General features: G+C 67.0%; 18 protein-coding genes. 2 read left to right on the top strand and 16 right to left on the bottom strand.

The window, feature by feature from the left end; translation table 11 throughout:
- Positions 1-72: 72 nt before the first annotated feature.
- Positions 73-474 (bottom strand): winged helix-turn-helix transcriptional regulator, encoded by a 402-nt coding sequence (locus tag ACZ6WN_RS03625; protein WP_465862754.1) that lies wholly within the window; start codon positions 472-474, stop codon positions 73-75.
- A gap of 109 nt (positions 475-583) precedes the next feature.
- Here ACZ6WN_RS03625 and ACZ6WN_RS03620 point away from each other — a divergent pair, with 109 nt between their 5' ends.
- Positions 584-1,465 carry an alcohol dehydrogenase catalytic domain-containing protein gene (locus tag ACZ6WN_RS03620; protein ID WP_465862752.1) on the top strand — a complete coding sequence of 294 codons (882 nt, stop codon included), beginning with the start codon at positions 584-586 and terminating at the stop codon, positions 1,463-1,465.
- A 65-nt stretch (positions 1,466-1,530) separates the two neighbouring features.
- Here ACZ6WN_RS03620 and ACZ6WN_RS03615 read toward each other — a convergent pair whose 3' ends face one another.
- The 15 genes from ACZ6WN_RS03615 to rplJ all read right to left on the bottom strand — a co-directional run bounded on the left by ACZ6WN_RS03615 (position 1,531) and on the right by rplJ (position 22,396).
- Positions 1,531-5,406: a DNA-directed RNA polymerase subunit beta' gene (locus tag ACZ6WN_RS03615; RefSeq protein ID WP_465862751.1), complete on the bottom strand. Its 3,876-nt coding sequence runs from the start codon at positions 5,404-5,406 to the stop codon at positions 1,531-1,533.
- Positions 5,407-5,492: 86 nt separating this feature from the next.
- Positions 5,493-8,963 (bottom strand): DNA-directed RNA polymerase subunit beta, encoded by a 3,471-nt coding sequence (rpoB, locus tag ACZ6WN_RS03610; protein ID WP_465862750.1) that lies wholly within the window; start codon positions 8,961-8,963, stop codon positions 5,493-5,495.
- A gap of 350 nt (positions 8,964-9,313) precedes the next feature.
- On the bottom strand, positions 9,314-10,237 hold the full coding sequence (locus ACZ6WN_RS03605) for a J domain-containing protein (protein WP_465862749.1): 924 nt from the start codon (positions 10,235-10,237) through the stop codon (positions 9,314-9,316).
- Positions 10,234-10,866, bottom strand: coding sequence for a hypothetical protein (locus ACZ6WN_RS03600; protein ID WP_465862747.1), 633 nt, complete (start codon positions 10,864-10,866; stop codon positions 10,234-10,236). The genes ACZ6WN_RS03605 and ACZ6WN_RS03600 overlap by 4 nt, the downstream gene beginning before the upstream one ends.
- A gap of 135 nt (positions 10,867-11,001) precedes the next feature.
- Positions 11,002-12,270, bottom strand: coding sequence for an MCE family protein (locus ACZ6WN_RS03595; protein ID WP_465862746.1), 1,269 nt, complete (start codon positions 12,268-12,270; stop codon positions 11,002-11,004).
- Complete coding sequence (locus tag ACZ6WN_RS03590) at positions 12,267-13,736, bottom strand: MCE family protein (RefSeq protein ID WP_465862745.1); 1,470 nt, start codon at positions 13,734-13,736, stop codon at positions 12,267-12,269. The genes ACZ6WN_RS03595 and ACZ6WN_RS03590 overlap by 4 nt, the downstream gene beginning before the upstream one ends.
- Positions 13,733-14,875, bottom strand: coding sequence for an MCE family protein (locus ACZ6WN_RS03585; RefSeq protein WP_465862744.1), 1,143 nt, complete (start codon positions 14,873-14,875; stop codon positions 13,733-13,735). Before ACZ6WN_RS03585 ends, ACZ6WN_RS03590 begins: the two co-directional genes overlap by 4 nt.
- A 79-nt stretch (positions 14,876-14,954) precedes the next feature.
- On the bottom strand, positions 14,955-15,929 hold the full coding sequence (locus ACZ6WN_RS03580) for an MCE family protein (protein ID WP_465862742.1): 975 nt from the start codon (positions 15,927-15,929) through the stop codon (positions 14,955-14,957).
- Complete coding sequence (locus ACZ6WN_RS03575; protein ID WP_465862741.1) at positions 15,926-16,978, bottom strand: MCE family protein; 1,053 nt, start codon at positions 16,976-16,978, stop codon at positions 15,926-15,928. Before ACZ6WN_RS03575 ends, ACZ6WN_RS03580 begins: the two co-directional genes overlap by 4 nt.
- Positions 16,975-18,336 (bottom strand): MCE family protein, encoded by a 1,362-nt coding sequence (locus ACZ6WN_RS03570; RefSeq protein WP_465862740.1) that lies wholly within the window; start codon positions 18,334-18,336, stop codon positions 16,975-16,977. Before ACZ6WN_RS03570 ends, ACZ6WN_RS03575 begins: the two co-directional genes overlap by 4 nt.
- On the bottom strand, positions 18,333-19,160 hold the full coding sequence (locus ACZ6WN_RS03565) for an MlaE family ABC transporter permease (RefSeq protein WP_378729196.1): 828 nt from the start codon (positions 19,158-19,160) through the stop codon (positions 18,333-18,335). Before ACZ6WN_RS03565 ends, ACZ6WN_RS03570 begins: the two co-directional genes overlap by 4 nt.
- Before the next feature lie 13 nt (positions 19,161-19,173).
- Positions 19,174-19,956, bottom strand: coding sequence for an MlaE family ABC transporter permease (locus ACZ6WN_RS03560; protein ID WP_378729197.1), 783 nt, complete (start codon positions 19,954-19,956; stop codon positions 19,174-19,176).
- On the bottom strand, positions 19,956-20,939 hold the full coding sequence (locus tag ACZ6WN_RS03555) for an ABC transporter ATP-binding protein (protein ID WP_465862739.1): 984 nt from the start codon (positions 20,937-20,939) through the stop codon (positions 19,956-19,958). Before ACZ6WN_RS03555 ends, ACZ6WN_RS03560 begins: the two co-directional genes overlap by 1 nt.
- 396 nt (positions 20,940-21,335) lie before the next feature.
- Positions 21,336-21,722, bottom strand: coding sequence for a 50S ribosomal protein L7/L12 (gene rplL / locus ACZ6WN_RS03550; RefSeq protein ID WP_357339959.1), 387 nt, complete (start codon positions 21,720-21,722; stop codon positions 21,336-21,338).
- 92 nt (positions 21,723-21,814) lie between these two features.
- The gene (gene rplJ, locus ACZ6WN_RS03545) at positions 21,815-22,396 is read right to left on the bottom strand and encodes a 50S ribosomal protein L10 (protein WP_336736151.1); all 582 of its coding nucleotides are present in this window, start codon (positions 22,394-22,396) and stop codon (positions 21,815-21,817) included.
- Positions 22,397-22,642: 246 nt separating this feature from the next.
- Here rplJ and ACZ6WN_RS03540 point away from each other — a divergent pair, with 246 nt between their 5' ends.
- Positions 22,643-23,632 (top strand): aldo/keto reductase, encoded by a 990-nt coding sequence (locus ACZ6WN_RS03540; protein WP_465862737.1) that lies wholly within the window; start codon positions 22,643-22,645, stop codon positions 23,630-23,632.
- The last annotated feature ends 138 nt before the right edge of the window (positions 23,633-23,770 follow it).

Below are 23,770 nucleotides of genomic sequence, written 5' to 3'. Positions count from 1 at the left end.
CAGCCAGTTTCATCGTCCCAACCCTGAGACGCGCGGACCGCACGCTTCGTTGCGTCGGACCTCGAGAAAATCTCAAGCCCTGCCGTCGTACGCCGTCCGCGCCGCGTCCACCTCGGGCATGTGCTCCTCGGCCCAGGCCTTGAGGTGGCCGATGACCGGCAGCAGGGTCTGCCCGAGCGGGGTGAGCTCGTAGTCGGTCCGCACCGGCACCGACGGGGTCACCGTCCGGATCAGCAGGCCGTCGCGCTCCATCTTCCGCAGCGACTGGGTCAGCATCTTCTGGCTCACCCCTTCGATCTGCGAGGCCAGCTCCGAATACCGCAGCGGGCCGCGGAGCCCCAGCGCCACGATCGCCAGGCTCACCCACTTGTCGCCGATCGTGTCCAGCAGTCGCCGACTCGGACACAGCGCCGAGAACGCGTCGAATCCGCTGTTCTCGATTCCGCCGGGCCGCTCGGCCGTCGTCGTCGCCATGACAGACCTCCAGGTGCGTACGCCACTTCAAAGTGCCTTCTTCCCAAAGGAGAGTAGGGCACCGAAAGTAGTACGTGCAACCAGTCGACCACCACAAAGGACGAACACCATGTACGCACTCATCTCCCGCGCCGGCGACCCGACCCCGCACCTCGAGGAGCTCCCGGCGCAGCCGCTCGGCGCCGACGAGATCCGGGTCGAGGTCGCCGCCGCCGGCTTCACCCTCTTCGACGCCTTCGTCGCCGCCGACCACGCACCCATCGGGCTCCCCGACGTGATCGGCCTCGGCTTCGACTTCAGCGGCGTGGTCACCGAGGTCGGCCAGGCGGTCTCCGAGTTCGCCGTCGGTGACCGGGTCGCCGGCTTCCACGGCAACCCGGCCGCAGGTGCCCGGGCGCACGCGAGCGAGGTCGTGCTCCCCGCGGCCGATGCAGCGCTGCTCCCCGACGGACTCTCCATCGAGGCGGCCGCGGCGGCTCCGCTCAACGCGCTCACGGCACGTCAGGCCCTCGACCTGCTCGGCCCCGAACGCGGCAGCCTCCTCATCACCGGTGCCGCCGGCGGGGTCGGCCTGTGGGCACTGGCGCTCGCGAAAGCCGACGGTTGGAAGGTCGACGCCCTGGTACGCCCCGGCTCCGAGCATCTCGCCACCGGCGCCGACCGGGCCGTCACCGAGATCGCGCCGCACGCGCACGACGCCGTCCTCGACCTGGCCGCGCTCAACGAACCGGCCTTGGCAGGCGTACGCGACGGCGGCCGCTACGTCAGCGTCAAGCCCGGCCGCGCGCCGGCGCCCGAGCGCGGCATCGAGGTCGCGACCGTGATGAGCCACCCCGACGGGGCGACCCTCGCCGACCTCCTCAGGCTCGCGGCCGACGGCACCGTGCCGACCCGGATCGCCGCGACCCGCCCGCTCAGCAAGGCCGCCGAGGCCTATCAGGAGGCGGATGCGGCGCCGGGGTCGGACGGCCGCTGGCTGCTGATCCCCTGAGCAGTGCCCGGAAAGGGCGAAGGCCCCGCCTCCCTGAGGAGACGGGGCCTTCGAGACCACACGCTTCAGCTCTGGTACGAACCGAAGTCGAAGTCGTCCAGCGCGACGGCCTGGCCGCCGGTGTTGCCGAACTCGTAGTCGTAGTTGTCGTAACCGGTCACGGAGTACGCCGCGGCGCGAGCCTCATCGGTCGGCTCGACCTTGATGTTGCGGTAGCGCTCCAGGCCGGTGCCGGCCGGGATGAGCTTACCGATGATGACGTTCTCCTTCAGACCGCGCAGCGAGTCGGAGCGGCCGTTGATGGCAGCGTCGGTGAGGACGCGGGTGGTCTCCTGGAAGGAGGCCGCCGACAGCCAGGACTCGGTAGCCAGCGAGGCCTTGGTGATGCCCATCAGCTCCGGACGACCCGAGGCCGGCTTGCCGCCCTCGGAGACCACGCGCCGGTTCTCCGACTCGAAGTCGATGCGGTCGGCCAGGTCGGACGGCAGCAGGTTGGTGTCACCGGACTCGAGCACCGTGATCCGGCGCAGCATCTGCCGCACGATGATCTCGATGTGCTTGTCGTGGATCGACACACCCTGGCTCCGGTAGACCTGCTGGACCTCGTCGACGAGGTGCTGCTGCGTCTTGCGGACACCGAGGATACGGAGGACCTCCTTGGGGTCCGGCGTACCGATGGTCAGCGCCTGGCCGACCTCGATGTGGTCGCCGTCGGCAACCCGCAGACGCGAGCGGCGCGACACGACGTACTCCTTGACCTCGGAGCCGTCGTCCGGGGTGACCAGGACCTTGCGGGCCTTGTCGGTCTCCTCGATCTCGACGCGTCCGGCGACCTCGGAGATCGGCGTGACACCCTTCGGCGTACGCGCCTCGAAGAGCTCGACGACACGCGGCAGACCCTGAGTGATGTCGTCGGCCGAGGCCACACCACCGGTGTGGAACGTACGCATGGTCAGCTGGGTGCCGGGCTCACCGATGGACTGGGCGGCGATGATGCCGACCGCCTCACCGATGTCGACGAGCTTGCCGGTGGCCAGCGAACGGCCGTAGCACTTGGCACACGTACCCGTGCGGGCCTCACAGGTGAGGACCGAACGGACCTTGACCTCGGTGATGCCGGCGCGAACCAGCTCCTCGATCTTGACGTCGCCCAGGTCCTCACCGGCGACCGCGAGAACCTCGCCGGTCGACGGGTGCTCGATGTCGACGGCAGCCGTGCGAGCGTACGCAGCGGTCTCGGCGTTGTCGTCCTTGACGACGACGCCGCCCTGGTCGACGCCGATGACCTTCGGCAGACCGCGCTCGGTGCCGCAGTCGTCCTCACGGATGATGACGTCCTGCGAGACGTCCACCAGACGACGGGTCAGGTAACCCGAGTCGGCGGTACGCAGCGCGGTGTCGGCCAGACCCTTACGAGCACCGTGGGTGGAGATGAAGTACTCCAGGACGGAGAGACCCTCGCGGAAGTTCGACTTGATCGGCCGCGGGATGATCTCGCCCTTCGGGTTCGCCACCAGACCTCGCATGGCGCCGACCTGGCGGATCTGGTTGAAGTTACCCGAAGCACCCGAGGTGACCTGCATGAAGATCGGGTTCTTGCGGTCGAACGCCTGCTCCATCGCGGCACCGACGACCTTGGCGGCCTCGGTCCAGATCTCGACGAGCTCCTGACGGCGCTCCTCGTCGGTGACCAGACCACGCTCGAACTGCTTCTGCACCTTGGCAGCCTGCGTCTCGAACGTCTCCAGGATCTCGGCCTTGTTCGGCGGCGTGGTGACGTCGTCGATGGAGACCGTGACACCCGAACGGGTGGCCCAGTGGAAGCCGTTGTCCTTGAGCGCGTCCAGCGACGCCGCGACCTCGACCTTGGTGTAACGCTCGGCGAGGTCGTTGATGATCGCGCCGAGCTGCTTCTTACCGACCTCGTAGTTCACGAAGGGGTAGTCGGCGGGGAGGGTGTCGTTGAAGATCACCCGGCCCAGCGTGGTCTCCAGGACGATCGGGTCGCCCGCGGTCCAGCCCTCCGGCACGTCGTAGCCGATCGGCGGGACGATGTCGTCGAGACGGATCTTGATCTTCGACTGCAGCGTGATCTCGAGGTGGTCGAAGGCCATGATGGCCTCGGCCGGGGACGAGAAGGCACGGCCCTCGCCGACCTCACCCTCGCGGTCGGAGGTGATGAAGTAGAGACCGATGATCATGTCCTGGGTCGGCATGGTGACCGGACGACCGTCGGACGGCTTGAGGATGTTGTTGGTCGAGAGCATCAGGATGCGAGCCTCGGCCTGGGCCTCTGCCGACAGCGGCAGGTGGACAGCCATCTGGTCACCGTCGAAGTCCGCGTTGAACGCGGTGCAGACGAGCGGGTGCAGCTGGATGGCCTTACCCTCGATCAGCTGGGGCTCGAAGGCCTGGATGCCGAGGCGGTGCAGGGTGGGCGCACGGTTCAGCAGAACCGGGTGCTCGGTGATGACCTCTTCGAGGACGTCCCACACGACCGGGCGAGCACGCTCGACCATCCGCTTGGCGGACTTGATGTTCTGAGCGTGGCTCAGGTCCACCAGGCGCTTCATCACGAACGGCTTGAACAGCTCCAGGGCCATCTGCTTGGGCAGACCGCACTGGTGCAGCTTGAGCTGCGGACCCGACACGATGACCGAACGGCCGGAGTAGTCGACGCGCTTACCGAGCAGGTTCTGACGGAAGCGACCCTGCTTGCCCTTGAGCATGTCGGAGAGCGACTTCAGCGGACGGTTGCCCGGCCCGGTGACCGGGCGGCCACGACGACCGTTGTCGAAGAGCGAGTCGACGGCCTCCTGCAGCATCCGCTTCTCGTTGTTCACGATGATCTCGGGGGCACCGAGGTCGAGGAGACGCTTGAGGCGGTTGTTGCGGTTGATCACACGACGGTAGAGGTCGTTGAGGTCGGAGGTCGCGAAGCGGCCACCGTCGAGCTGCACCATCGGGCGCAGGTCCGGCGGGATGACCGGGACGGCGTCGAGCACCATGCCGGTCGGCTGGTTGCCGGTCTTGCGGAAGGCGTCGACGACCTTGAGGCGCTTGAGCGCGCGGACCTTGCGCTGACCCTTGCCGGTGGCGATGGTCTCGCGCAGGTTCTCGACCTCGGCCTCGATGTCGAAGTTCTCGAGGCGCTTCTGGATCGCCGTGGCGCCCATGTGGCCCTCGAAGTACTTGCCGAACCAGGTCTTCATCTCGCGGTAGAGCAGCTCGTCGCCCATGAGGTCCTGGACCTTCAGGTTCTTGAAGGTGTCCCAGACCTCGTCGAGACGGTTGACCTCACGCTCGGTGCGGTCGCGCAGCTGCTTCATCTCGCGCTCGGCGCCGTCCTTGACCTTGCGCTTGGCGTCGGACTTGGCGCCCTCGGCCTCGAGCGCGGCCAGGTCGGTCTCGAGCTTCTTGGCGCGGTCGTTGATCGCCACGTCGAGCCGGCCGGTCAGCATCTTGCGCTGCTGGTCGACCTTGGCCTCGAGCGAGGACAGGTCGCGGTGACGCGCGTCCTCGTCGACCGAGGTGATCATGTACGCAGCGAAGTAGATGACCTTCTCCAGGTCCTTCGGGGCGAGGTCGAGCAGGTAGCCCAGCCGCGACGGAACGCCCTTGAAGTACCAGATGTGGGTCACCGGAGCGGCGAGCTCGATGTGGCCCATGCGCTCGCGGCGTACCTTCGAGCGGGTGACCTCGACGCCACAGCGCTCACAGATGATGCCCTTGAAGCGCACGCGCTTGTACTTGCCGCAGTAGCACTCCCAGTCCCGGGTGGGACCGAAGATCTTCTCGCAGAAGAGGCCGTCACGCTCGGGCTTGAGCGTGCGGTAGTTGATGGTCTCAGGCTTCTTGACCTCGCCGTGGCTCCACGCGCGGATCTCGTCCGCGGTGGCCAGGCCGATCTTGAGCTGATCGAAGAAGTTGACGTCGAGCACGGTGGCTTCCAGTTCCTTCGTTAGTTCTTGGAAAGTTAAAGGGGACTGAGGGAGGGAGGTACGCCCGGGGGCGCACCTCCCGCTCGTCAGACTTCCTCTACGGAAGAGGGCTCGCGACGGGAGAGGTCGATGCCGAGCTCCTCGGCGGCGCGGAAGACGTCTTCCTCCGCGTCACGGAGCTCGATCGCCGAACCGTCCTGGCTCAGCACCTCGACGTTCAGGCACAGCGACTGCATCTCCTTGACGAGAACCTTGAACGACTCCGGGATACCCGAGTCGGGGATGTTCTCGCCCTTGACGATCGCCTCGTACACCTTCACGCGGCCGGGCACGTCGTCCGACTTGATGGTCAGGAGCTCCTGCAGGGCGTAGGCGGCGCCGTACGCCTCCATCGCCCAGACCTCCATCTCACCGAAGCGCTGGCCACCGAACTGGGCCTTACCGCCGAGCGGCTGCTGGGTGATCATCGAGTACGGACCGGTCGAACGGGCGTGGATCTTGTCGTCGACCAGGTGGTGCAGCTTGAGGATGTACATGTAGCCCACGGCCACCGGCTCCGGGAACGGCTCGCCGGAGCGACCGTCGAAGAGGCGGGCCTTGCCGTCGGTGCCGACCACACGCCGACCGTCCCGGTTGGGGAGGGTCGCGCTGAGCAGACCGGTGATCTCGTCCTCACGCGCACCGTCGAAGACCGGGGTGGCCACCTTGGTGCCCGGCTCGGCCTTGTCGGCGTGGATCTTGATGAGGCGCTGCTTCCAGGCGCTGTCCTCGGGGTCCTCGGAGAGGTTGAGGTCCCAGCCCTGCTTGGCGAGCCAACCGAGGTGGAGCTCCAGGACCTGTCCGATGTTCATACGACGCGGAACACCGAGCGGGTTGAGCAGCACGTCGACCGGGGTGCCGTCCTCCATGAACGGCATGTCCTCGACCGGCAGGATCTTCGCGATGACGCCCTTGTTGCCGTGACGGCCGGCGAGCTTGTCACCCACGGAGATCTTGCGCTTCTGCGCCACGTAGACCCGAACCAGCTGGTTCACGCCCGGGGGCAGCTCGTCGCCCTCCTCACGGTCGAAGACGCGGACACCGATGACGGTGCCCTCCTCGCCGTGCGGAACCTTCATCGAGGTGTCGCGGACCTCGCGCGCCTTCTCACCGAAGATCGCGCGGAGCAGGCGCTCCTCCGGGGTCAGCTCGGTCTCGCCCTTCGGGGTGACCTTGCCGACCAGGATGTCACCGGTGGTGACCTCGGCGCCGATGCGGATGATGCCGCGCTCGTCGAGGTCGGCCAGCATCTCCTCGGAGACGTTCGGGATGTCCCGGGTGATCTCCTCCGGACCCAGCTTGGTGTCGCGGGCGTCGACCTCGTGCTCCTCGATGTGGATCGAGGTGAGGTAGTCCTGCTGCACCAGACGCTGGGAGAGGATGATCGCGTCCTCGTAGTTGTGGCCCTGCCACGACTGGAAGGCGACCAGGAGGTTGGCACCCAGCGCCATCTCGGCACCCTGGGTCGCCGGACCGTCGGCCAGCGGGGAGCCGACCTCGACCCGGGCGCCCTCGTCGACCAGCGGCTGCTGGTTGACGCAGTTGCCCTGGTTGGAGCGCTCGAACTTCGCGAGCTTGTACGACGTGTAGGTGCCGTCGTCGTTGAGGGTCTCGATCAGGTCGGAGGAGACCTCCTTGACCACACCGGCCTTCTTCGCGACGAGCACGTCACCGGCGTCGACAGCCGCGCGGTACTCGATACCCGTGCCGACCAGCGGCGAGTCGCTGCGGACCAGCGGCACCGCCTGACGCTGCATGTTGGCGCCCATGAGCGCACGGTTGGCGTCGTCGTGCTCGAGGAACGGGATCAGCGCGGTCGCGACCGACACCATCTGGCGCGGCGAGACGTCGATGTAGTCGACCTCGTCGGCCAGGAGCTCGGAGACCTCACCGTCGCGCTGGCGGACCAGCACGCGCTCGGTCGCGAACTTCATGTTCTCGTCGACGGCCGCGTTGGCCTGCGCGATGACGAAGCGGTCCTCGTCGTCGGCGGTCAGGTAGTCGATCTTGTCGGTGACGACACCGTTCTCGACCTTGCGGTAGGGCGTCTCGACGAAGCCGAACGGGTTGATCCGGCCGAAGGAGGCCAGCGAACCGATCAGACCGATGTTGGGACCTTCAGGGGTCTCGATCGGACACATCCGGCCGTAGTGCGACGGGTGGACGTCTCGGACCTCCATGCCGGCGCGGTCACGGGAGAGACCACCCGGGCCGAGAGCCGACAGACGCCGCTTGTGCGTCAGGCCCGCGAGCGGGTTGTTCTGGTCCATGAACTGCGACAGCTGCGAGGTGCCGAAGAACTCCTTCAGCGCAGCGACCACGGGACGGATGTTGATCAGGGACTGCGGCGTGATCGCCTCGACGTCCTGGGTCGTCATCCGCTCGCGCACCACGCGCTCCATACGAGCCAGGCCCGTACGCAGCTGGTTCTGGATCAGCTCGCCGACCGTCCGCATCCGGCGGTTGCCGAAGTGGTCGATGTCGTCGGCGGCGATGTCGATCGTGCCCTGCGGCATGTCGAGCTGCGTACGCCCGTCGTGGAGGGCCACGACGTACTTGATCGTCGCGACGATGTCGTCGACGGTCAGGGTCTGCTGGTCGAAGGCCTCGGTCAGACCGAGCTTCTTGTTGACCTTGTAGCGACCGACCTTGGCGGTGTCGTAGCGCTTCGGGTTGAAGTAGTAGTTGTTCAGCAGCGTCTGCGCGGCCTCACGCGTCGGGGGCTCGCCCGGGCGCAGCTTGCGGTAGATGTCGAGGAGCGCGTCGTCCTGAGCGGTGGTGCTGTCCTTCTCGAGGGTCAGCATCATCGACTCGTACTCGCCGAACTCCTCGCGGATCTGCTCGTTGGTCCAGCCGAGGGCCTTGAGCAGCACCGTGACGTTCTGCTTGCGCTTGCGGTCGAGGCGGACGCCGACCAGGTCGCGCTTGTCGATCTCGAACTCGAGCCAGGCGCCGCGGCTCGGGATCAGCTTGGCGGTGTAGATGTCCTTGTCGGACGTCTTGTCGGCGGTGCGCTCGAAGTAGACGCCCGGGGACCGGACGAGCTGCGAGACGACCACACGCTCGGTGCCGTTGATCACGAAGGTGCCCTGGTCGGTCATGAGCGGGAAGTCGCCCATGAAGACCGTCTGGCCCTTGATCTCACCGGTGTCGTTGTTGGTGAACTCCGCCGAGACATAGAGAGGCGCGGAGTAGGTGAAGTCCTTCTCCTTGCACTCCTCGACGGTGTACTTGGGGTCGTAGAAGACAGGACTCTCGAACGAGAGGGACATCGTCTCCGAGAAGTCCTCGATCGGGGAGATCTCCTCGAAGATCTCCTGTAGACCGGACTTGTGAGACACGTCCTCGCCCGCTGCTTCGCGGGCGGCGACCTGCTCCTGCCAGCGCTCGTTACCGATCAGCCAGTCGAAGCTGTCGGTCTGGAGGGCGAGGAGCTTGGGAAGCTCGAGAGGCTCTGAGATCTTAGCGAAAGAGATGCGGCGAGGGGTGGAGTCACCCGACGAGGTGCGCGCGGCCAAGAGGAATCCTTCGACAAGGTTCGCAGGTGGATTCGCGCTGCCGACCACCGAACAGCCACCGGGCAGGCTGAGGGGCATATGAAGGCATGCGCAAAGCGCCATAGTACGGCACAAAAGCGCACTTCACAACACCGGGCCTCTTTACAAGTCCGGCGTACCTTCATTCACACCTGCGGCACTCGACCGTCGGCGTTGTTCGTGCTGTGCCATCGTCGAGCATCGCGGATGATCATGCGCCCCATCGGCACCCCGGGTCAAGCATCCGCGCCAATCGGTCCGACCCACGGAAAAGTTATTCCAATCACTTGACAGGTAGCCCGGAGGCCTGGGAGCCCGGGCCCGACCGGGGCTTAGTCCTGGCTGGGCTGGGTCTCGACCTTGTCCACCAGCCACTCGTCGCCGACCTTGGTCATCGTGAGCATCGCGTACTCCTGGTAGCCGATCGGCGTGCTGCGCTGGGCGTTGGTGACCTGACGGTCGACCAGCACGAGGATCTGGACGGTGTCCTCGGAGACCCGGATGACGCCGGCGTCGACCGGGGCGAGCGTCTTCACCACGGTCTTCGTCTCGGGGACGTTGTCGACGAGCACCGCGAAGAGCCGGTCGTAGTCCTCGCGGTAGTCCTTCGTCATCACGTCGTGAGCCTTGCTCTTCGACTCGTCCATCTTGCTGTAGTCGTAGGAGAGCAGCGGGACGACGGCCTTCTTGGCCGCCTCGAGCGCGTCGGCGCCCTGCTCCTCGACGAGGAGCTTGTGGTTGCGGGTGATCTGCTTGCCCACCGCACCCTCGACGGTGCTGGTCGTGACGTTGTTGTTGGCGACGGTGGTGACCTTCTCCTGCCCGAAGAAGACCACGCCGGCCGCGACGACCGCGGCCAGGGCCAGCGCGCCGGCGGCGACCAGCCCCCACGTCGGGAGCAGCGGCAGCGTACGCCCGGCGGCGGGTGCCGCCTCGGCAGCTGGCTCCGTCTCGGCCGGCTCGTCGTCGTCAGAGGCCTCGTCGGCCGCCTCGGCCTCATCGGCCACGTCGGCCTCGTCCTCGAGGTCCTCCTCGACCGCGGCCTCCTCGAGAGCGGCCAGCTCCGCGTCGTACGCAGCCCGCTTCTCCTCGTCCAGCAGGACCGCGGCGGCCTCGTTGAGGGTGCGGAAGCGGCGGTCGGTCGGGTCCAGGTCGGCGATCGCGGCCTTCCACGCCGCACGGATGTCGTCGGTGGCGGCGTCGGGCTCGACGTCGAGCAGGTCGTACCAGGTCGGACTAGTCATCGTGGAACTCATGGTGTCACCCCCTCGCTGCTTTCCGATGTAGGAGCCTCCTCGGCGGGGTACCAGTCGTCGACCAGCCACTTCCCGTTCTGCTTCACCAGCTCCACCTCCGTCCGGGCGAGCTGACGCGCCGCCTCGACGCGCTCCTCGGAGCCTTCGGCCTTGGGGTAGCTGATCGCGAGCTCGGCGACGACGAGCACGGTGGCGCTGTCCTCGTCGAGGCCGGCGACGCCCGTGCTGTGCACGCTCGTGGTGCGACCGACGCCCTGCTGGACGACGGTGGCCTCGGCGAAGGCGACGTTGCCCAGGAAGCTCTTCTCGAACTTCGGGGTCAGCAGCTCACCCACCCGCTCGCGATACTTCGGCATCGTCTTCTTGTCGCTGCCGACGTCGTCGGGACCGTAGGTGTTGACCCGCCCGACGAACTTGTCGGCCGCGGACATCACCTGCTCGCGCTGGCTCACCACCGACTCGTCGGCGCCGCGGGTCAGCTGCCAGCCGACGTAGCCGACCGCAGCCAGGATGACGGCGATCAGCAGGGCCAGGACACCCCAGCGGAGCAGTGCGCCCCGCTTCGCGGTCGTCTGGTCGGTCTCTGAGCCGGTCTCCGTGTCGGGTCCGGGGTCGGTCGTGGTGCTCAAGACGGATCACTCTCTGTGGTCAGCGGCTCCAGGAGCCATTTCCAAGCATCAACACCGTACGCCGCGGGCGGATCGGTCGATGCGGCAGCACTTCCGGGGCCCCGACCCCGGGTCGGCTGCGTGGTGGTCAGTGGGCTACTCGGTCTCCATCGGCTGGAGGTAGAGCCACTTCCAGGCGTCCTCGCCGTAGGAGGAGGGAGCGGCGGTCGACACCGTGGTGTCCTCGGCCTCGCCCCAGGTCAGCTCGCCGGTGTCCGGGTCGAAGCTGGCGATCGAGCCGGTGTCACCGACGGCGGCACGCGGCACCTGGCTGGAGCCACGCGGGTTCGACTTGCTCGGGTCCTCGGTGCAGGAGACCTGCGTGTTGAACGGACGGCTCTCCAGGTCCAGCGGGCTGCGCTTCTTGGTGCTCTCGTAGCCCTGCTTGCACGGCGCCTGGCTGGTCAGCGCCAACCCGAAGTGGGCCTGCGCCAGGCCGGGGTGGCCGACGTCGACGACCGCGAAGCTGCCCTCGACGACGACCGGGAAGATCGAGAGCAGGTGCCGGACGCCGGGCAGGTTCTTCCGGACGACCTTCCCGGTCACCAGCACCTCGTTGAGGAGCTCGCCGATGTCCACGCCGTTCTGCTCGAGGAACTGGCGCAGCTCGATCGAGCTGGCCGAGCCGCTCTCGATCAGCCGGATCAGGTCCTTGTTGGAGCCGGCCAGAGTGCCGGTGAACAGCTCCAGGTCGCTCGCGAACGACTTGATCGCCGAACTGCTGTCCAACTGGCCCTGGAGGACCGTGTTGCTGTCCCGGATCAGCTGGGTGGTCAGGGCGAAGTTCTGGTCGGCCGTCTCGACGAAGGCGGTGCCGGTGTCGATGATGGTCTGCAGGTCCTGACCGGTGCCGGCGAAACCCTTGCCGAGCTCGTCGATGGTCGTCGTCAGCGCCTTCTGGTCGACCGAGTTCACCGTCGTGGTGACGTCCTCGAGGAGCTTCTCGGTCGGCAGTGGCGTGGTCGTCGCGGCGCGGGCGATCTCGGAGCCCTCCTGGAGGTAGGGCCCGCCCTTCGACTGCGGCTGCAGCTCGACGTACTGCTCACCGACGGCGGAGCGGTTGCCGACCACGGCGAGGCTGTCGGCCGGGATCTTGTCCTTCCAGTCCTTGTCGATCTTCAGGGTCACGTCGACGCCGCTGCGGTTGAGGATCAGCTCACCGACCTGGCCGATCTTGACGCCGCGGTAGTCGACCTCGGCGTCCTCGTAGATGCCACCGGACTGCGCGAAGTGGGCCATCACGACGTAGTGGTCCTTGACGAACAGGGACCCCAGGCGGGCGTAGCGCGCACCGACGAAGCTGACCCCGACGAGGGTGATCAGCAAGAAGATCATCAGCTGCATCTTCGTACGGCGGGTGATCATGAGACGCCCTCCTGGTGGGTGTTGCCCGAGGTGCTCAGCGCGGGGATCATCAGCGAGGTCAGACCGGGGTCGAGCTCCTTGCTCAGCTCGTCGTAGGTCACCGCATGCGTTCCCGGAGTCGCCCCGGCACGACAGAAGAGGAGCAGCACGCACCCGGAGCCGTCGTCGGTGGTGCTCCCGCCGCTGGTGGAGGGCGCCCCGAGCCCGAGCAGGCCGTCGAGGGTCTTCCCGATCGAACCCAGCACACCCGTCACGCAGGCCTGAGGCGCCGTGGACTGTCCGGTCAGGGCCTCCTGGCAGGTGTCGATGGCGCTGGCCAGCCCGCCGTCCTTGCAGACGTTGGTGAGGTTGTTGAGCCAGTCGAGGGCCGTCTCCTCGTCGGGATAGGTCTTCAGCTTCCGGTTGATCTCCTCGAGACCCCAGCAGACGGTGTCGCCCACCCGGGGCGCGTTCTGGAGCAGGGTGTCGAGGTTGAGGTCGACGGTGACATCGAGGTTGACGAAGTCACCCATGTGCAGGTTGCGCGCGGCCTGCGGCGAGCCACCGACCGCCTGGTCGACGAACGGGTAGGTCAGGATCGTGTTCATCGCCCGGACGAAGTCGTCGCCGGAGTCGGCGAGGTTCGTCAGGAGCGGCTTGAGGTCCTTGACGATGCCGAGGGTGTTGTCCTTGGACGCCCGGATGACGCGTACGCCGGTGTCGCCGAGCCGCTCCAGGGCCTTGAGCATCTTGACCAGGTCGGCGCGCTGCTTGTCGATGCTGGAGATCGCCGAAGGCAGCTCGTCGAGGGCGGCGTCGATGGAACCCATCTGCGCGTTGGTGGCCTTCGCCAGCGCATCGAGCGCTTCGATGGCCGCGACGATCTTCTCCTTGTTGTTGTCGAGGTCGCGCGCCAGCTTCTCCACCTGGTGGAGCACGGAGCGGGCGGAGTCCTCGCGGCCGGCGAGCGCCTTGTTGAGCTCGGTCGAGATCGTCTTCAGCTGGGCGACCCCACCACCGTTGAGCAGCAGGCTCAGCGCGCTGAAGACCTCTTCGATCTCCGGGTTGCGGCCGGTCTGCGACAGCGGGATCGTCGAGCCGTCGGTGAGCTTGGTCGACTCGGGCTCGGCGGGCCGCTCCAGCGAGACGAACTTCTCGCCCAGCAGGGAGGTCTGCTGGATCGACGCCCGGGCGTTGCTCGGCAGGCTGACGTCCTTCTTCAGCAGCATCTCGACCGTGGCGACGCCGTCGTCGAGCCAGATCTTGTTGATCTTGCCGACGTCGATGTCCTCGAGCTTCACGGTCGACTGGGGCACCAGGTCGAGGGTGTCCTGGAACTGGGCGGTGACCGAGATCGCGTCGTCACCGGCGTCCACGCCGCCCGGGAGGGGCAGGTCGTAGACGGAGAAGGTGCCGCAGCCGGTCAGCATCAGGGCGCCGGCGATCACACCGACGAACGCCTGGACGGCGCGCTTCATCGTGGTCATCGTTTCACCTCCACCAGGCCGCCGAGCGACATGTCATAGGGCACTCCGTAGGACGAACCCGTGCCGAGGCCGATCGCCGCGGAGCGGTTCAGGCCCGGCATCTGCCGGATCTGCGAGCAGATCTCGGCGCTGCTGCCGTTGGTCGCCTGGTCCACGAGGCTGCACAGGAACGAGGCCGGGTTCTGGATGATCTCGTCGAGCACCATGGTGATGTTGGCGTTGGTGTCGAGCGTGGCGGTCTCCGGGTTGTACGCCAGGCCCAGGTTGTTCAGCGCCAGCGGAGCGGTCCGCAGGCTCTCGTCGAGGGCCTTGCGCTGCCGCACGAGGACCTTGCCGATCCGGTTGAGGCTCTGGATGTCCTCGCGCAGGATCGCCTTGTTGTCCCGGACGAACTGGGTCACCTTGTTCAGCGCCACGGAAAGGTTCTTCATCGACGCGGCGAGCTCTTCGCGCTCACCCTCCAGCATCGAGGAGACCTCGGCGAGCGCCTGGGCGAAGTCGCGTACGGTCTTGTCGTTCTCGGCGAGCGTGCCGATGAAGCCTTCGAGCTGCTCGGCGGAGTCGAAGAACTGCTCGTCGCGGTTGTCGAGCGTCTTGGTCAGCTTGCCGAGGTCACCGATCGTCGAGTTGATCTTCTCGCCCTGGCCGCCGAGGTTCTTCGCGGTCTGCTGCAGCAGGTCGGTGAGGGCGCCGTTCTTGTTGGCACCGTCGGGACCGATCGCGACCACGAGGTCGTCGACGCTGGAGTAGATCTGGTCGAGCTCGACCGGGACCGAGGTCTTGTCGGTGCTCAGCACCGCACCGTCGGCCAGCTTCTTGCCGCCGTCGTAGGCGGGGGTGACCTGGACGTAGCGGTCGCCGACGATCGACGGCGAGATGATCACGGCCTTGGCGTCCGCGGGCAGGTCGACGTCGCCCTTGTACTCCAGCGTGACCTTCACGTCGGTGCCGTTGGGCTCGACCGCGGTCACCTTGCCCACGGCGACGCCGAGCACGCGCAGGTCGCTGCCCTCGTAGACCGAGACGGTGCGCGGGAAGTGCGCCACGAGCGTCTTCTCGCCGGTGTCGCGGACCAGCGCCCAGGCGCCGACCCCGAGAACGAGAGCACCGATGATGACGGGAACGATGAACTTGTTCACGCCGCCACCCCCGTAGCGCAAGCGCCAGAATACGGGCGCGGCACCGTGTTGATCTTCATGTTCACTCGCTGGCGCTCGCTCATGGGGTCCTCCCGGTAAGCGCAGGAACGGGAGGCATGTTCTGGATGTAGGTGTCCCACCAGGGTCCGTTGCCCAGGGTGTTGTTGAAGACCTTGTAGAACGGCGCCATCAGCCGCAGGGACTTCTCGAGGTTCTCCTCGTTCTTCGTGAAGACGTCGAGGATCACGTCGAGGCTCTCCAGCGCCGGCTTGAGGTCGGCACGGCTGTCGTCGACCAGCTGGGAGAGCTCCTTGGAGAGCTGCTGGGTGGAGATGAGCAGATTGTGGACCGCCTCGCGCCGCTCGACCAGCGCCGCGAAGAGCTGGTTGGCGTCGTTCATCAGCGTGATCAGGTCCTCGTCGCGCTCGTCGAGCACCTTCGTCACCCGGTCGAGCTGGGTGAGCAGCGAGTCGATGCGCTCGTCCTTGGCGGCCAGGTTGCGGGAGAGGTCGGAGACGCCGGTGAGGGCGGCCTGGAACTCCTCCGGCGTCGTCCGGGTCAGGTCGGCGAGCGTGGTGAGCGCTGCGGCGAGCTGGTCCTTGTCGATGTTGGCGGAGGTGTCGGCCAGGCCCTCGAAGGCCTCGACCACGTCGTAGGGAGACTCCGTGCGGTCCACCGGGATGGTGGCTCCCGCCTTCATCTGGCCCTCGCCGGCCGGCTGCAGCTCCAGGAACATGTCGCCGAGCAGCGTCTTCACGCGTACGCCGGCTCCGGAGTTCTCACCGAAGTTGACCTTCTCCCGGATCTTGAAGCCGACCTTGACCTGGTTGCCGTCCAGCTCGATCGTGTTGACCTTGCCGACCCGGACACCGGCCACCCGGACCTCGTCGCCGGTCTTGAGGCCACCGGCCTCGGAGAAGTTGGCGTAGTAGGTGGTGCCCCCACCGATCAGCGGCAGGCTGTCGGCCTTGAACGCCATCACCAACATCATGATGAGGACGGCGATCGAGACGGCACCGATCTTGACCGGGTTACGTTCGCGGAAGGGAATCATCCGAGGTTGCACCTCGCTTGACCGGGCTGATAAAGCGGAATGTCGAGGTCCTTGCCCTCAGGGTCGCGGATCGTGCCCCGCAGGCCGCACAGGTAGAAGTTGAACCATCCGCCGTAGCTGGCCGTCGCACCGATCTTGTCCAGCTTGATCGGCTGGAGCTCGAGGGCGTCGTCGAGCTGGCGCTTGTCCTTGGCCACCTCGTCGGAGAACCTCCGGGCCTGCCGCAGGTCCTCCAGCAGCGGGTCCTTCGCCTCGTGCACCAGGTCGGCCGTCTCCACGGAGAGCGCCGAGATCTGGTCCAGGGAGCCGAGGATCGCCTCGCGGTCCTTGTTGAGACCGCCGACGAAGTCACGGAACGTCACGATCAGGCTGGAGAGCTCCTTCTCGCGGTCGCCCACGTGCTCGAGCACCTCGGTGAGGTTGTCGATCAGGGCGTTGATGACCTGGTCCTTCTCGGCCAGCGTCGAGGTCAGCGAGGCCGTGTGGGAGAGCAGGCTCTCCAGCGTGCCGCCCTCGCCCTGGAAGACCTGGACGATCTCGTAGGACAGAGTGTTGACGTCGTTGGGCGACAGCGCCTGGAAGAGCGGCTTGAAGCCGTTGAAGAGCACCGTCAGGTCGAGCGCCGGGTGGGTCTGCCCGACCGGGATGGTCTGGCCCTCCTGCATCGCGGAGGCGTCGCCCACCAGCTGGTTGGTCAGCGCGAGGTAGCGCTGGCCGATCAGGTTGCGGTACTTGATCGTCGCCTCGGTCGTGGTCGCGATCTGCTGCGCGCTGTCGACCGTGAAGGTGACCACCGCGCTGCGGGCGTCGTCGGAGATCTCGATGCCCTTGACCGAGCCCACCTTGACCCCGGAGATGCGTACGTCGTCGCCCTTGTTCACACCGGTGACGTCGGTGAAGACCGCCTTGTACTCATCGCTCTGCCCGAAGGTGACATTGCCGATGGTGATCGCGAGCAGGCCGGTGGCCAGGGTCGTGACGATCACGAAGATCACCAGCTTCCAGAAGTCCTGGAAGGTCTTGGCGTCGAAGAGCTTCACGGCGCTCATTCGTAGCTCACCTCCGCTCCACGCGCGGCCGGACCGAGCATCAGCGCGCCGAGGTCGGGGACCTCGTCGGCGCTCATGCCCATCCCCGGGGCGAACAGCTCGTTGATGACATCGGCCTCGGCCGACGTACCGACATAGGACAGGGCCGAGTAACCGGTCGTCCCGGTGGCGGAGCGCATGACGCCCTTTCCGGTGGGCTCGTCGACACCGTCGTCCTTGTTCGGGAACGGCGCGAACGGCTTCTTCTGGCTCCAGGACGCGTTCGGCATCTCACCGCAGTAGGGCCCGCTGTCCTCGCCGAAGCGCGGCTTGTCCTTGGTCGAGTAGGGACGCGACTGGTGCGGCAGCGTCTCCAGGGTGATGTGCACGGTGTAGTTGCGGAACACTTCGGTGAACTCGTCGGTCAGGATGTCCATGCCGCCGATGAGGCACGGGAACATCGGGGAGTAGCGGGCCAGCGTCTGGGTGACCGGCCGGCCGACCTCGCCGACCTGGATCAGCGTGTCGCCGTTGTCGTCGAGGAAGTCGTCGGCCGTGTTGGAGAAGGCGGTGACGTCGGTCAGCATCTTGTTGAGCTCGACCTCGCGGTCCTCGAGCGTGGTCGCGGTGACGATGGTGTTGCGCAGGATCTGACCGATCTCGGGGAGCACGGCCTGGTAGGTGCCCGAGACCTCGGTGGCGAGCTCGAGGTCCTCGATCAGCGCCGGGATCTCGGGGTTCAGCCGCTTCAGGTAGGAGTCGAGGGTGTCCAGCGATTCCCCGAGCTTGTCGCCGCGGCCCTCGAGCGCGGTGGCCAGCGCGTTGAGCGTGTTGTTGAGGTCGGCCGGCTGGATCGTCCGCAGCAGCGGGTAGAGGTCACGCAGCACGGCCTGGACCTCGGTGGCCATCTTGGTCTTCTCGATGACGGCACCGGCCTTGATCGGCTCGGTGAAGTCGGTGTCGGGCGGGACCAGCGAGACGTACTTCTGGCCGAAGAGGGTCTTGGGGAGGATCGCGCCGGTCACGTCCGGGTGGACCTTGCTGATCTCGTCGGGGAACAGCCCCAGGGTCAGCTCGGCGCCCTCGTCGGTCGGCTTCATGTCGAGGACCTCGCCCACGATCAGGCCACGGACCTTGACGTCGGCGCGCTCGGGGAGCTGCAGACCGATGCGGTCGGCCTTGAGGGTGATCTCCTCGTAGCGGGCGAACCTGTTGGTGAACTGCGCCCAGGTCAGGACGAGCGCAGCCAGCACCAGCGCGAGGAAGACGATCCCGAGGATCTTGCCCTTCTGCCGGCCCCAGGCGAGCGCCACCGCGCTCCTCTTGTGGGGCGTGGGCAGGTTGTGCTGGATCTCGTCGCGCGTGAGTGTCTGAGTCATCCCGCCAACCTCACCGTCGTCGTGCTGCCCCAGATCGCCATCGAGAGCATCAGGTCGAGCACGGACACGGCGACGATGCTCGTACGCACCGCCTTACCGACCGCGACGCCGACCCCTGCGGGACCGCCGGAGGCGTTGTAGCCGTGGTAGCAGTGGATCAGGATCACCACGACCGAGAAGATCAGCACCTTGCCGAAGGACCACAGCACGTCGCCGGGCGGCAGGAAGGTGTTGAAGTAGTGGTCGTACGTGCCGGCGCTCTGCCCGTAGAAGAGCGTCACCGTGAACCGGGTGGCGACGTAGGAGGAGAGCAGACCGACCACGTAGAGCGGCACGATCGCGATCAGGCCGCCGATGATCCGGGTGGTCACCAGGAACGGCAGCGACGGGATCGCCATGACCTCGAGCGCGTCGACCTCCTCCGAGATCCGCATCGCGCCGAGCTGGGCGGTGAATCCGCAGCCGACCGTCGCGGCGAGCGCGATGCCGGCGACCAGCGGCGCGATCTCACGGGTGTTGAAGTAGGCCGAGACGAAGCCCGAGAACGCCGAGGTGCCGAGCTGGTCGAGGGCGGTGTAGCCGGAGAGCCCGACCTGGGCCCCGGTGAAGAAGGTCATCGCCAGGATCACGCCGACGGTGCCGCCGATGACGGCCAGCGCGCCGGAGCCGAGGGTGACCTCGGCGAGGATCCGGAGGATCTCCTTCTTGTAGCGCGTCAGGGTGCGTGGGGACCACGCGATCGCGCGCAGGTAGAAGCCGAGCTCGTCACCGAGGTGGTCGAGGCTCTTGGCAGGCTTCTGGTAGATCGCCTTGATGTTCGCCATCCGTCTCGCCTCCTCAGGTCTTGCTCGGGACGATCTGCAAGAAGATCGCAGACATCACGAAGTTGACGATGAACAGCAGCAGGAAGGTGATGACGACCGACTCGTTCACGGCGTCACCGACGCCCTTCGGACCGCCACCCGCGTTCATGCCCTTGTACGAAGCCACGATCGCCGCGATGAGACCGAAGATGAGCGCCTTCGCCAGGCCCTGCCACAGGTCGGCCATCTGGGCCAGTGCGGTGAAGCTGGCCAGGTAGGCACCCGGGGTGCCGCCCTGGATGATGACGTTGAAGACGTACCCACCCATGACCCCGACGATCGAGACCAGGCCGTTGAGGAAGACCGCGATCATCATCGCGGCGAGTACGCGGGGGACCACCAGACGCTGGATCGGGTCGATGCCCAGAACCATCATCGCGTCGAGCTCTTCACGGATCTTCCGGGCACCGAGGTCGGCGGCGATCGCCGAACCACCGGCACCCGCGACCAGCAGCGCGGTCGCGATCGGGGCAGCCTGCTGGACGACCGCGAGGACCGCGGCCGACCCGACGAAGGACTGCGCGCCGAACTGGACGACGAGCCCACCGACCTGCAGCGCGATGACCGCACCGAAGGGGATCGCGACCAGCGCGGTCGGGACGATCGTCACCGACGCGATGAACCACGCCTGCTGGATGAACTCTCGGAACTGGAAGGGGCGCCGGAAGACGGCTCGCCCCACGTCCAGTCCGAACGCGAAGAGCGAGCCAGCGGTCCCGATCGGCTTCAGGACCCTGGCGGCGGTCAGAGATGACATCAGTGAGGAGCCTCTGTGGGGTCTGCTTTCACGCCGCCGGGAGCCATGGCGGCATCAGGCCGGAACGATCCCGGCGGCGGGGTGACACCGTTCTCGCGGCACCAGGCACCCGGGGGGCGCTGGTACTTGCGCGGGATGCCGTTGGACGGCTCCAGCTGCATCGGGATCGGCGGCAGCGGCGGCAGACCCATGTCCTTCTCCGCAGCCAGCTCGTCGGCGTCCTTCTCCTCCGACATACCGATCGGGCCGATCGTCTGGGCATTGAGGAACTGCCGCACCACCGGCTCCTCGGAGCTGAGCAGCATCTCGCGGGGCCCGTACATCGCCAGGTGCTTGTGGTAGAGCAGGCCGATGTTGTCCGGCACCGTACGCGTGGAGTTGATGTCGTGGGTCACGATCAGGAACGTCGCGTCGATCTGCGCGTTCAGGTCGATGAAGAGCTGGTTGATGAACGCGGTGCGCACCGGGTCCAGACCTGAGTCGGGCTCGTCGATCAGCAGGATCTCCGGGTCCAGGACCAGGGCACGCGCCAGTCCGGCACGCTTGCGCATACCACCCGAGATCTCACCGGGAAGCTTGTTCTCCGCACCGATCAGACCGACCAGGTCCATCTTCTCCATGACGATGTTGCGGATCTCGGACTCGCTCTTCTTCGTGTGCTCACGAAGCGGGAACGCGACATTGTCGAACAGATCCATCGACCCGAACATGGCGCCGTCCTGGAACAGCACACCGAACAGCTTGCGGACCTCGTAGAGATCCCGCTCCGAGCAGCTGGCGATGTCGACGCCCTCGATGACCACCGAGCCCGTGTCGGGCTTGATCAGACCGATCAGGGTCTTGAGGAGCACCGACTTACCCGTGCCGGACGGCCCCAGCATCACGCTGATCTCGCCCGCAGGCAGCGTCAGCGTGACATCCTTCCAGATGAGCTGCTTACCAAAGCTCTTGGTCAGCCCTTCGATCTTTACGTCTACACCCATCCGGGCCGGCTCCCTTCCTGTTCGCGAGGGTCTCCCTCAAGTCCCCCACTGCCCGACTAACGGCAGAGTGTGACGGAGGTTACGCACTTCCCGCGACACGCGTCACACTTTTGTAAACCATGGCGGCCTGCGAACGATGACGGTGATCACCACCCGAGACGAACTCCCCCAGCCCACACGTCGACGGTCGGATTGCGACCTTTCACGCCCGGTGTGTGTTCAAGATAACGAAACAAACCGCAGGTGGCTACTCAGGAGTAGCCACCTGCGGTTCGCACGATCGCGGTGCTGCGCTGCAGCCTGACCGATCTGTTGCGGAACTGTATCCGCGATGTAGACAGAAACCGGGCCCGGCGGAGACCGCCGAGCCCGGTTTCAAGGGCCGAAGCCCTCAGATCACTTGACGGTGACCGTGGCGCCGGCGGCCTCGAGGGCCTCCTTCGCCTTGTCAGCGGTCTCCTTGTTGGCGGCCTCGAGGACAGCCTTGGGGGCGCCCTCGACGAGCTCCTTGGCCTCCTTCAGACCGAGGGAGGTCAGAGCGCGCACCTCCTTGATGACGTTGATCTTCTTGTCACCAGCGGACTCGAGGATGACGTCGAACTCGTCCTTGGCCTCCTCGGCGGCGGCGGCCGGGGCACCCGGGGCGCCGGCGGCGGCAACGGCGACCGGAGCGGCAGCGGTGACACCGAAGGTGTCCTCGAAGGCCTTGACGAACTCGGAGAGCTCGATGAGGGTGAGCTCCTTGAAAGCGTCGAGCAGCTCGTCGGTGGAGAGCTTCGCCATGATGGCATTTCCTTTCGTGGTGGCCCGTTGCGTTGTTGGTTGAGTACGCAGCGAACCGGGTTACAGGTGGTGGTTAGTTACGACCGGGGCCATCAGGCCTCGGCCGGAGCCTCCTCGGCGGCAGCCGGCTCAGCGGCACCACCTGCGAGGATCGAGGGGTCCTCCGCGGCCTTGGCCTCGAGAGCGGCAGCGAGCTGCGCGGTCTTCGAGGGCAGAGCGTTGAAGGCGTACAGAGCCTGCGACAGCGACGCGGTGAACGCGCCCGCAAGCTTGGCGAGCAGGACCTCGCGCGACTCGAGGTCGGCAAGCTTGCCAACCTCAGCAGCGTCGATGGCCTTGCCGTCGAGGTACCCGCCCTTGATGACAAGGTTGGGGTTGGCCTTGGCAAAGTCACGCAGACCCTTGGCCGCCTCGACGACGTCACCCTTGATGAAGGCGATCGCGGTCGGGCCGGTCAGCAGGTCATCGAAGCCTTCGATGCCGCTCTGGGAGGCAGCGATCTTGGCCAGCGTGTTCTTGACCACGGCGTAGTTAGCGCTCTCACCAAGCGAGCGACGAAGAGTCTTCAGCTCGCCGACGGTGAGACCACGGTACTCGGTCAGCACGACACCGCTCGAGGCGCTGAACTCGTCAGCGATCTCGGCAACGGCAGTCTGCTTGTCAGCCCGCGCCATGGGTCTCCTTCTTCCGGGAATCGATCCCACCGACGAGGGCCCTGAATGACAAACGCCCCGAGCGCAGGCTCAGGGCGTGACGTACGTTCTCGTCTTGCTCTTACCTACGCTGGCCGTCCGCATCTCAGCGGTTCCTTCGATCGGGTGCATGCGCACCTGACAACCGGCGGTCTCTGGTTTCGAAGAACAATTATGCGTACGCCGCGGGGCGCCGCCAAATCGGCGGGCTCCAGTACGTTGGGCGGCATGGAGAGCCACACCTTCGGAAGGATCGGACGCTCGGCGTCGGTCATCGGCCTCGGCACCTGGCAGCTCGGCGCCGACTGGGGCGAGGTCAGCGAGTCGGATGCCCTGGCGGTGCTCGAGGCCGCGGTGGGCGACGGGGTGACCTTCCTCGACACCGCCGACGTCTACGGGGACGGCCGGAGCGAGCAGGTGATCGGGCGGTTCCTGCGGTCGCAGGACGGCATCTTCGTCGCGACGAAGATGGGGCGCCGAGTGGAGCAGGTGCCCTCGAACTACACGCTTGCGGCCTTCCGCGAGTGGCTGGACCGCTCGCGCACCAATCTCGGGGTCGACACGATCGACCTGGTGCAGCTGCACTGCCCGCCGTCGGAGACGATCGAGTCCTCGGCCACCTATGACGCCCTGGACACCCTGGTCTCGGAAGGGGTGATCGCTGCGTACGGCGTCAGCGTGGAGACGTGCGACCAGGCGCTGGCCGCCATCGCCCGCCCCCACGTGGCCTCCGTCCAGATCATCCTGAACGCGTTCCGGCTGAAGCCGCTGGATCTCGTGCTTCCGGCTGCCGCGGAGGCCGGCGTCGGGATCATCGCGCGGGTGCCGCTGGCCTCCGGGCTGCTGTCGGGCCGCTACTCGGAGTCGACGACCTTCGCCGCCGACGACCACCGCTCCTACAACCGTCACGGCGAGGCCTTCGACGTCGGCGAGACGTTCTCAGGCGTCGACTTCGCCACCGGGGTCGCGGCCGCACAGGAGTTCGCCGCCCTGGTCTCCGAGCACGGCCCCGAGGGCGCGACGCCGGCGCAGGTCGCCCTCGCCTGGGTGGCCCAGCAGCCCGGCGTCACCACCGTCATCCCCGGCGCCCGCAACCCGTCCCAGGCCCACGCCAACTCCGCCGCCGGCTCGCTCCCGCCGCTCTCGGACGAGCTGCTCTCCGGCGTACGCCGGATCTACGACACGCACTTCCGCGAGGCCGTCCACTCCCGCTGGTGACAATCCCCAGCCGAGGCGTCACCCCCGTGGGGGGGGGGGGGGGGGGGCGGGGGGGGGGGGGGGGGGCGGGGGGGGGGCGGGGGGGGCGCGGGGGGGGGGGGGGGGGCGCGGGGGGGGGGGGGGGGGGGGGCGGGGGTA

This window comes from Nocardioides sp. NPDC054178 (assembly GCF_055585005.1).
This window is presented reverse-complemented; position numbering and strand designations above follow the sequence as displayed.

What these genes read in the sequence shown, in the direction of transcription:
- ACZ6WN_RS03555 (WP_465862739.1), bottom strand. Translation starts at nt 20,939, where the DNA reads ATGGGTGTAGACGTAAAGATCGAAGGGCTGACCAAGAGCTTTGGTAAG.
- ACZ6WN_RS03580 (WP_465862742.1), bottom strand. Translation starts at nt 15,929, where the DNA reads ATGATTCCCTTCCGCGAACGTAACCCGGTCAAGATCGGTGCCGTCTCG.
- ACZ6WN_RS03575 (WP_465862741.1), bottom strand. Translation starts at nt 16,978, where the DNA reads ATGAGCGCCGTGAAGCTCTTCGACGCCAAGACCTTCCAGGACTTCTGG.
- ACZ6WN_RS03590 (WP_465862745.1), bottom strand. Translation starts at nt 13,736, where the DNA reads ATGACCACGATGAAGCGCGCCGTCCAGGCGTTCGTCGGTGTGATCGCC.
- ACZ6WN_RS03595 (WP_465862746.1), bottom strand. Translation starts at nt 12,270, where the DNA reads ATGATCACCCGCCGTACGAAGATGCAGCTGATGATCTTCTTGCTGATC.
- ACZ6WN_RS03625 (WP_465862754.1), bottom strand. Translation starts at nt 474, where the DNA reads ATGGCGACGACGACGGCCGAGCGGCCCGGCGGAATCGAGAACAGCGGA.
- ACZ6WN_RS03560 (WP_378729197.1), bottom strand. Translation starts at nt 19,956, where the DNA reads ATGTCATCTCTGACCGCCGCCAGGGTCCTGAAGCCGATCGGGACCGCT.
- ACZ6WN_RS03570 (WP_465862740.1), bottom strand. Translation starts at nt 18,336, where the DNA reads ATGACTCAGACACTCACGCGCGACGAGATCCAGCACAACCTGCCCACG.
- rplL (WP_357339959.1), bottom strand. Translation starts at nt 21,722, where the DNA reads ATGGCGAAGCTCTCCACCGACGAGCTGCTCGACGCTTTCAAGGAGCTC.
- rplJ (WP_336736151.1), bottom strand. Translation starts at nt 22,396, where the DNA reads ATGGCGCGGGCTGACAAGCAGACTGCCGTTGCCGAGATCGCTGACGAG.
- ACZ6WN_RS03540 (WP_465862737.1), top strand. Translation starts at nt 22,643, where the DNA reads ATGGAGAGCCACACCTTCGGAAGGATCGGACGCTCGGCGTCGGTCATC.
- ACZ6WN_RS03605 (WP_465862749.1), bottom strand. Translation starts at nt 10,237, where the DNA reads ATGAGTTCCACGATGACTAGTCCGACCTGGTACGACCTGCTCGACGTC.
- ACZ6WN_RS03620 (WP_465862752.1), top strand. Translation starts at nt 584, where the DNA reads ATGTACGCACTCATCTCCCGCGCCGGCGACCCGACCCCGCACCTCGAG.
- ACZ6WN_RS03565 (WP_378729196.1), bottom strand. Translation starts at nt 19,160, where the DNA reads ATGGCGAACATCAAGGCGATCTACCAGAAGCCTGCCAAGAGCCTCGAC.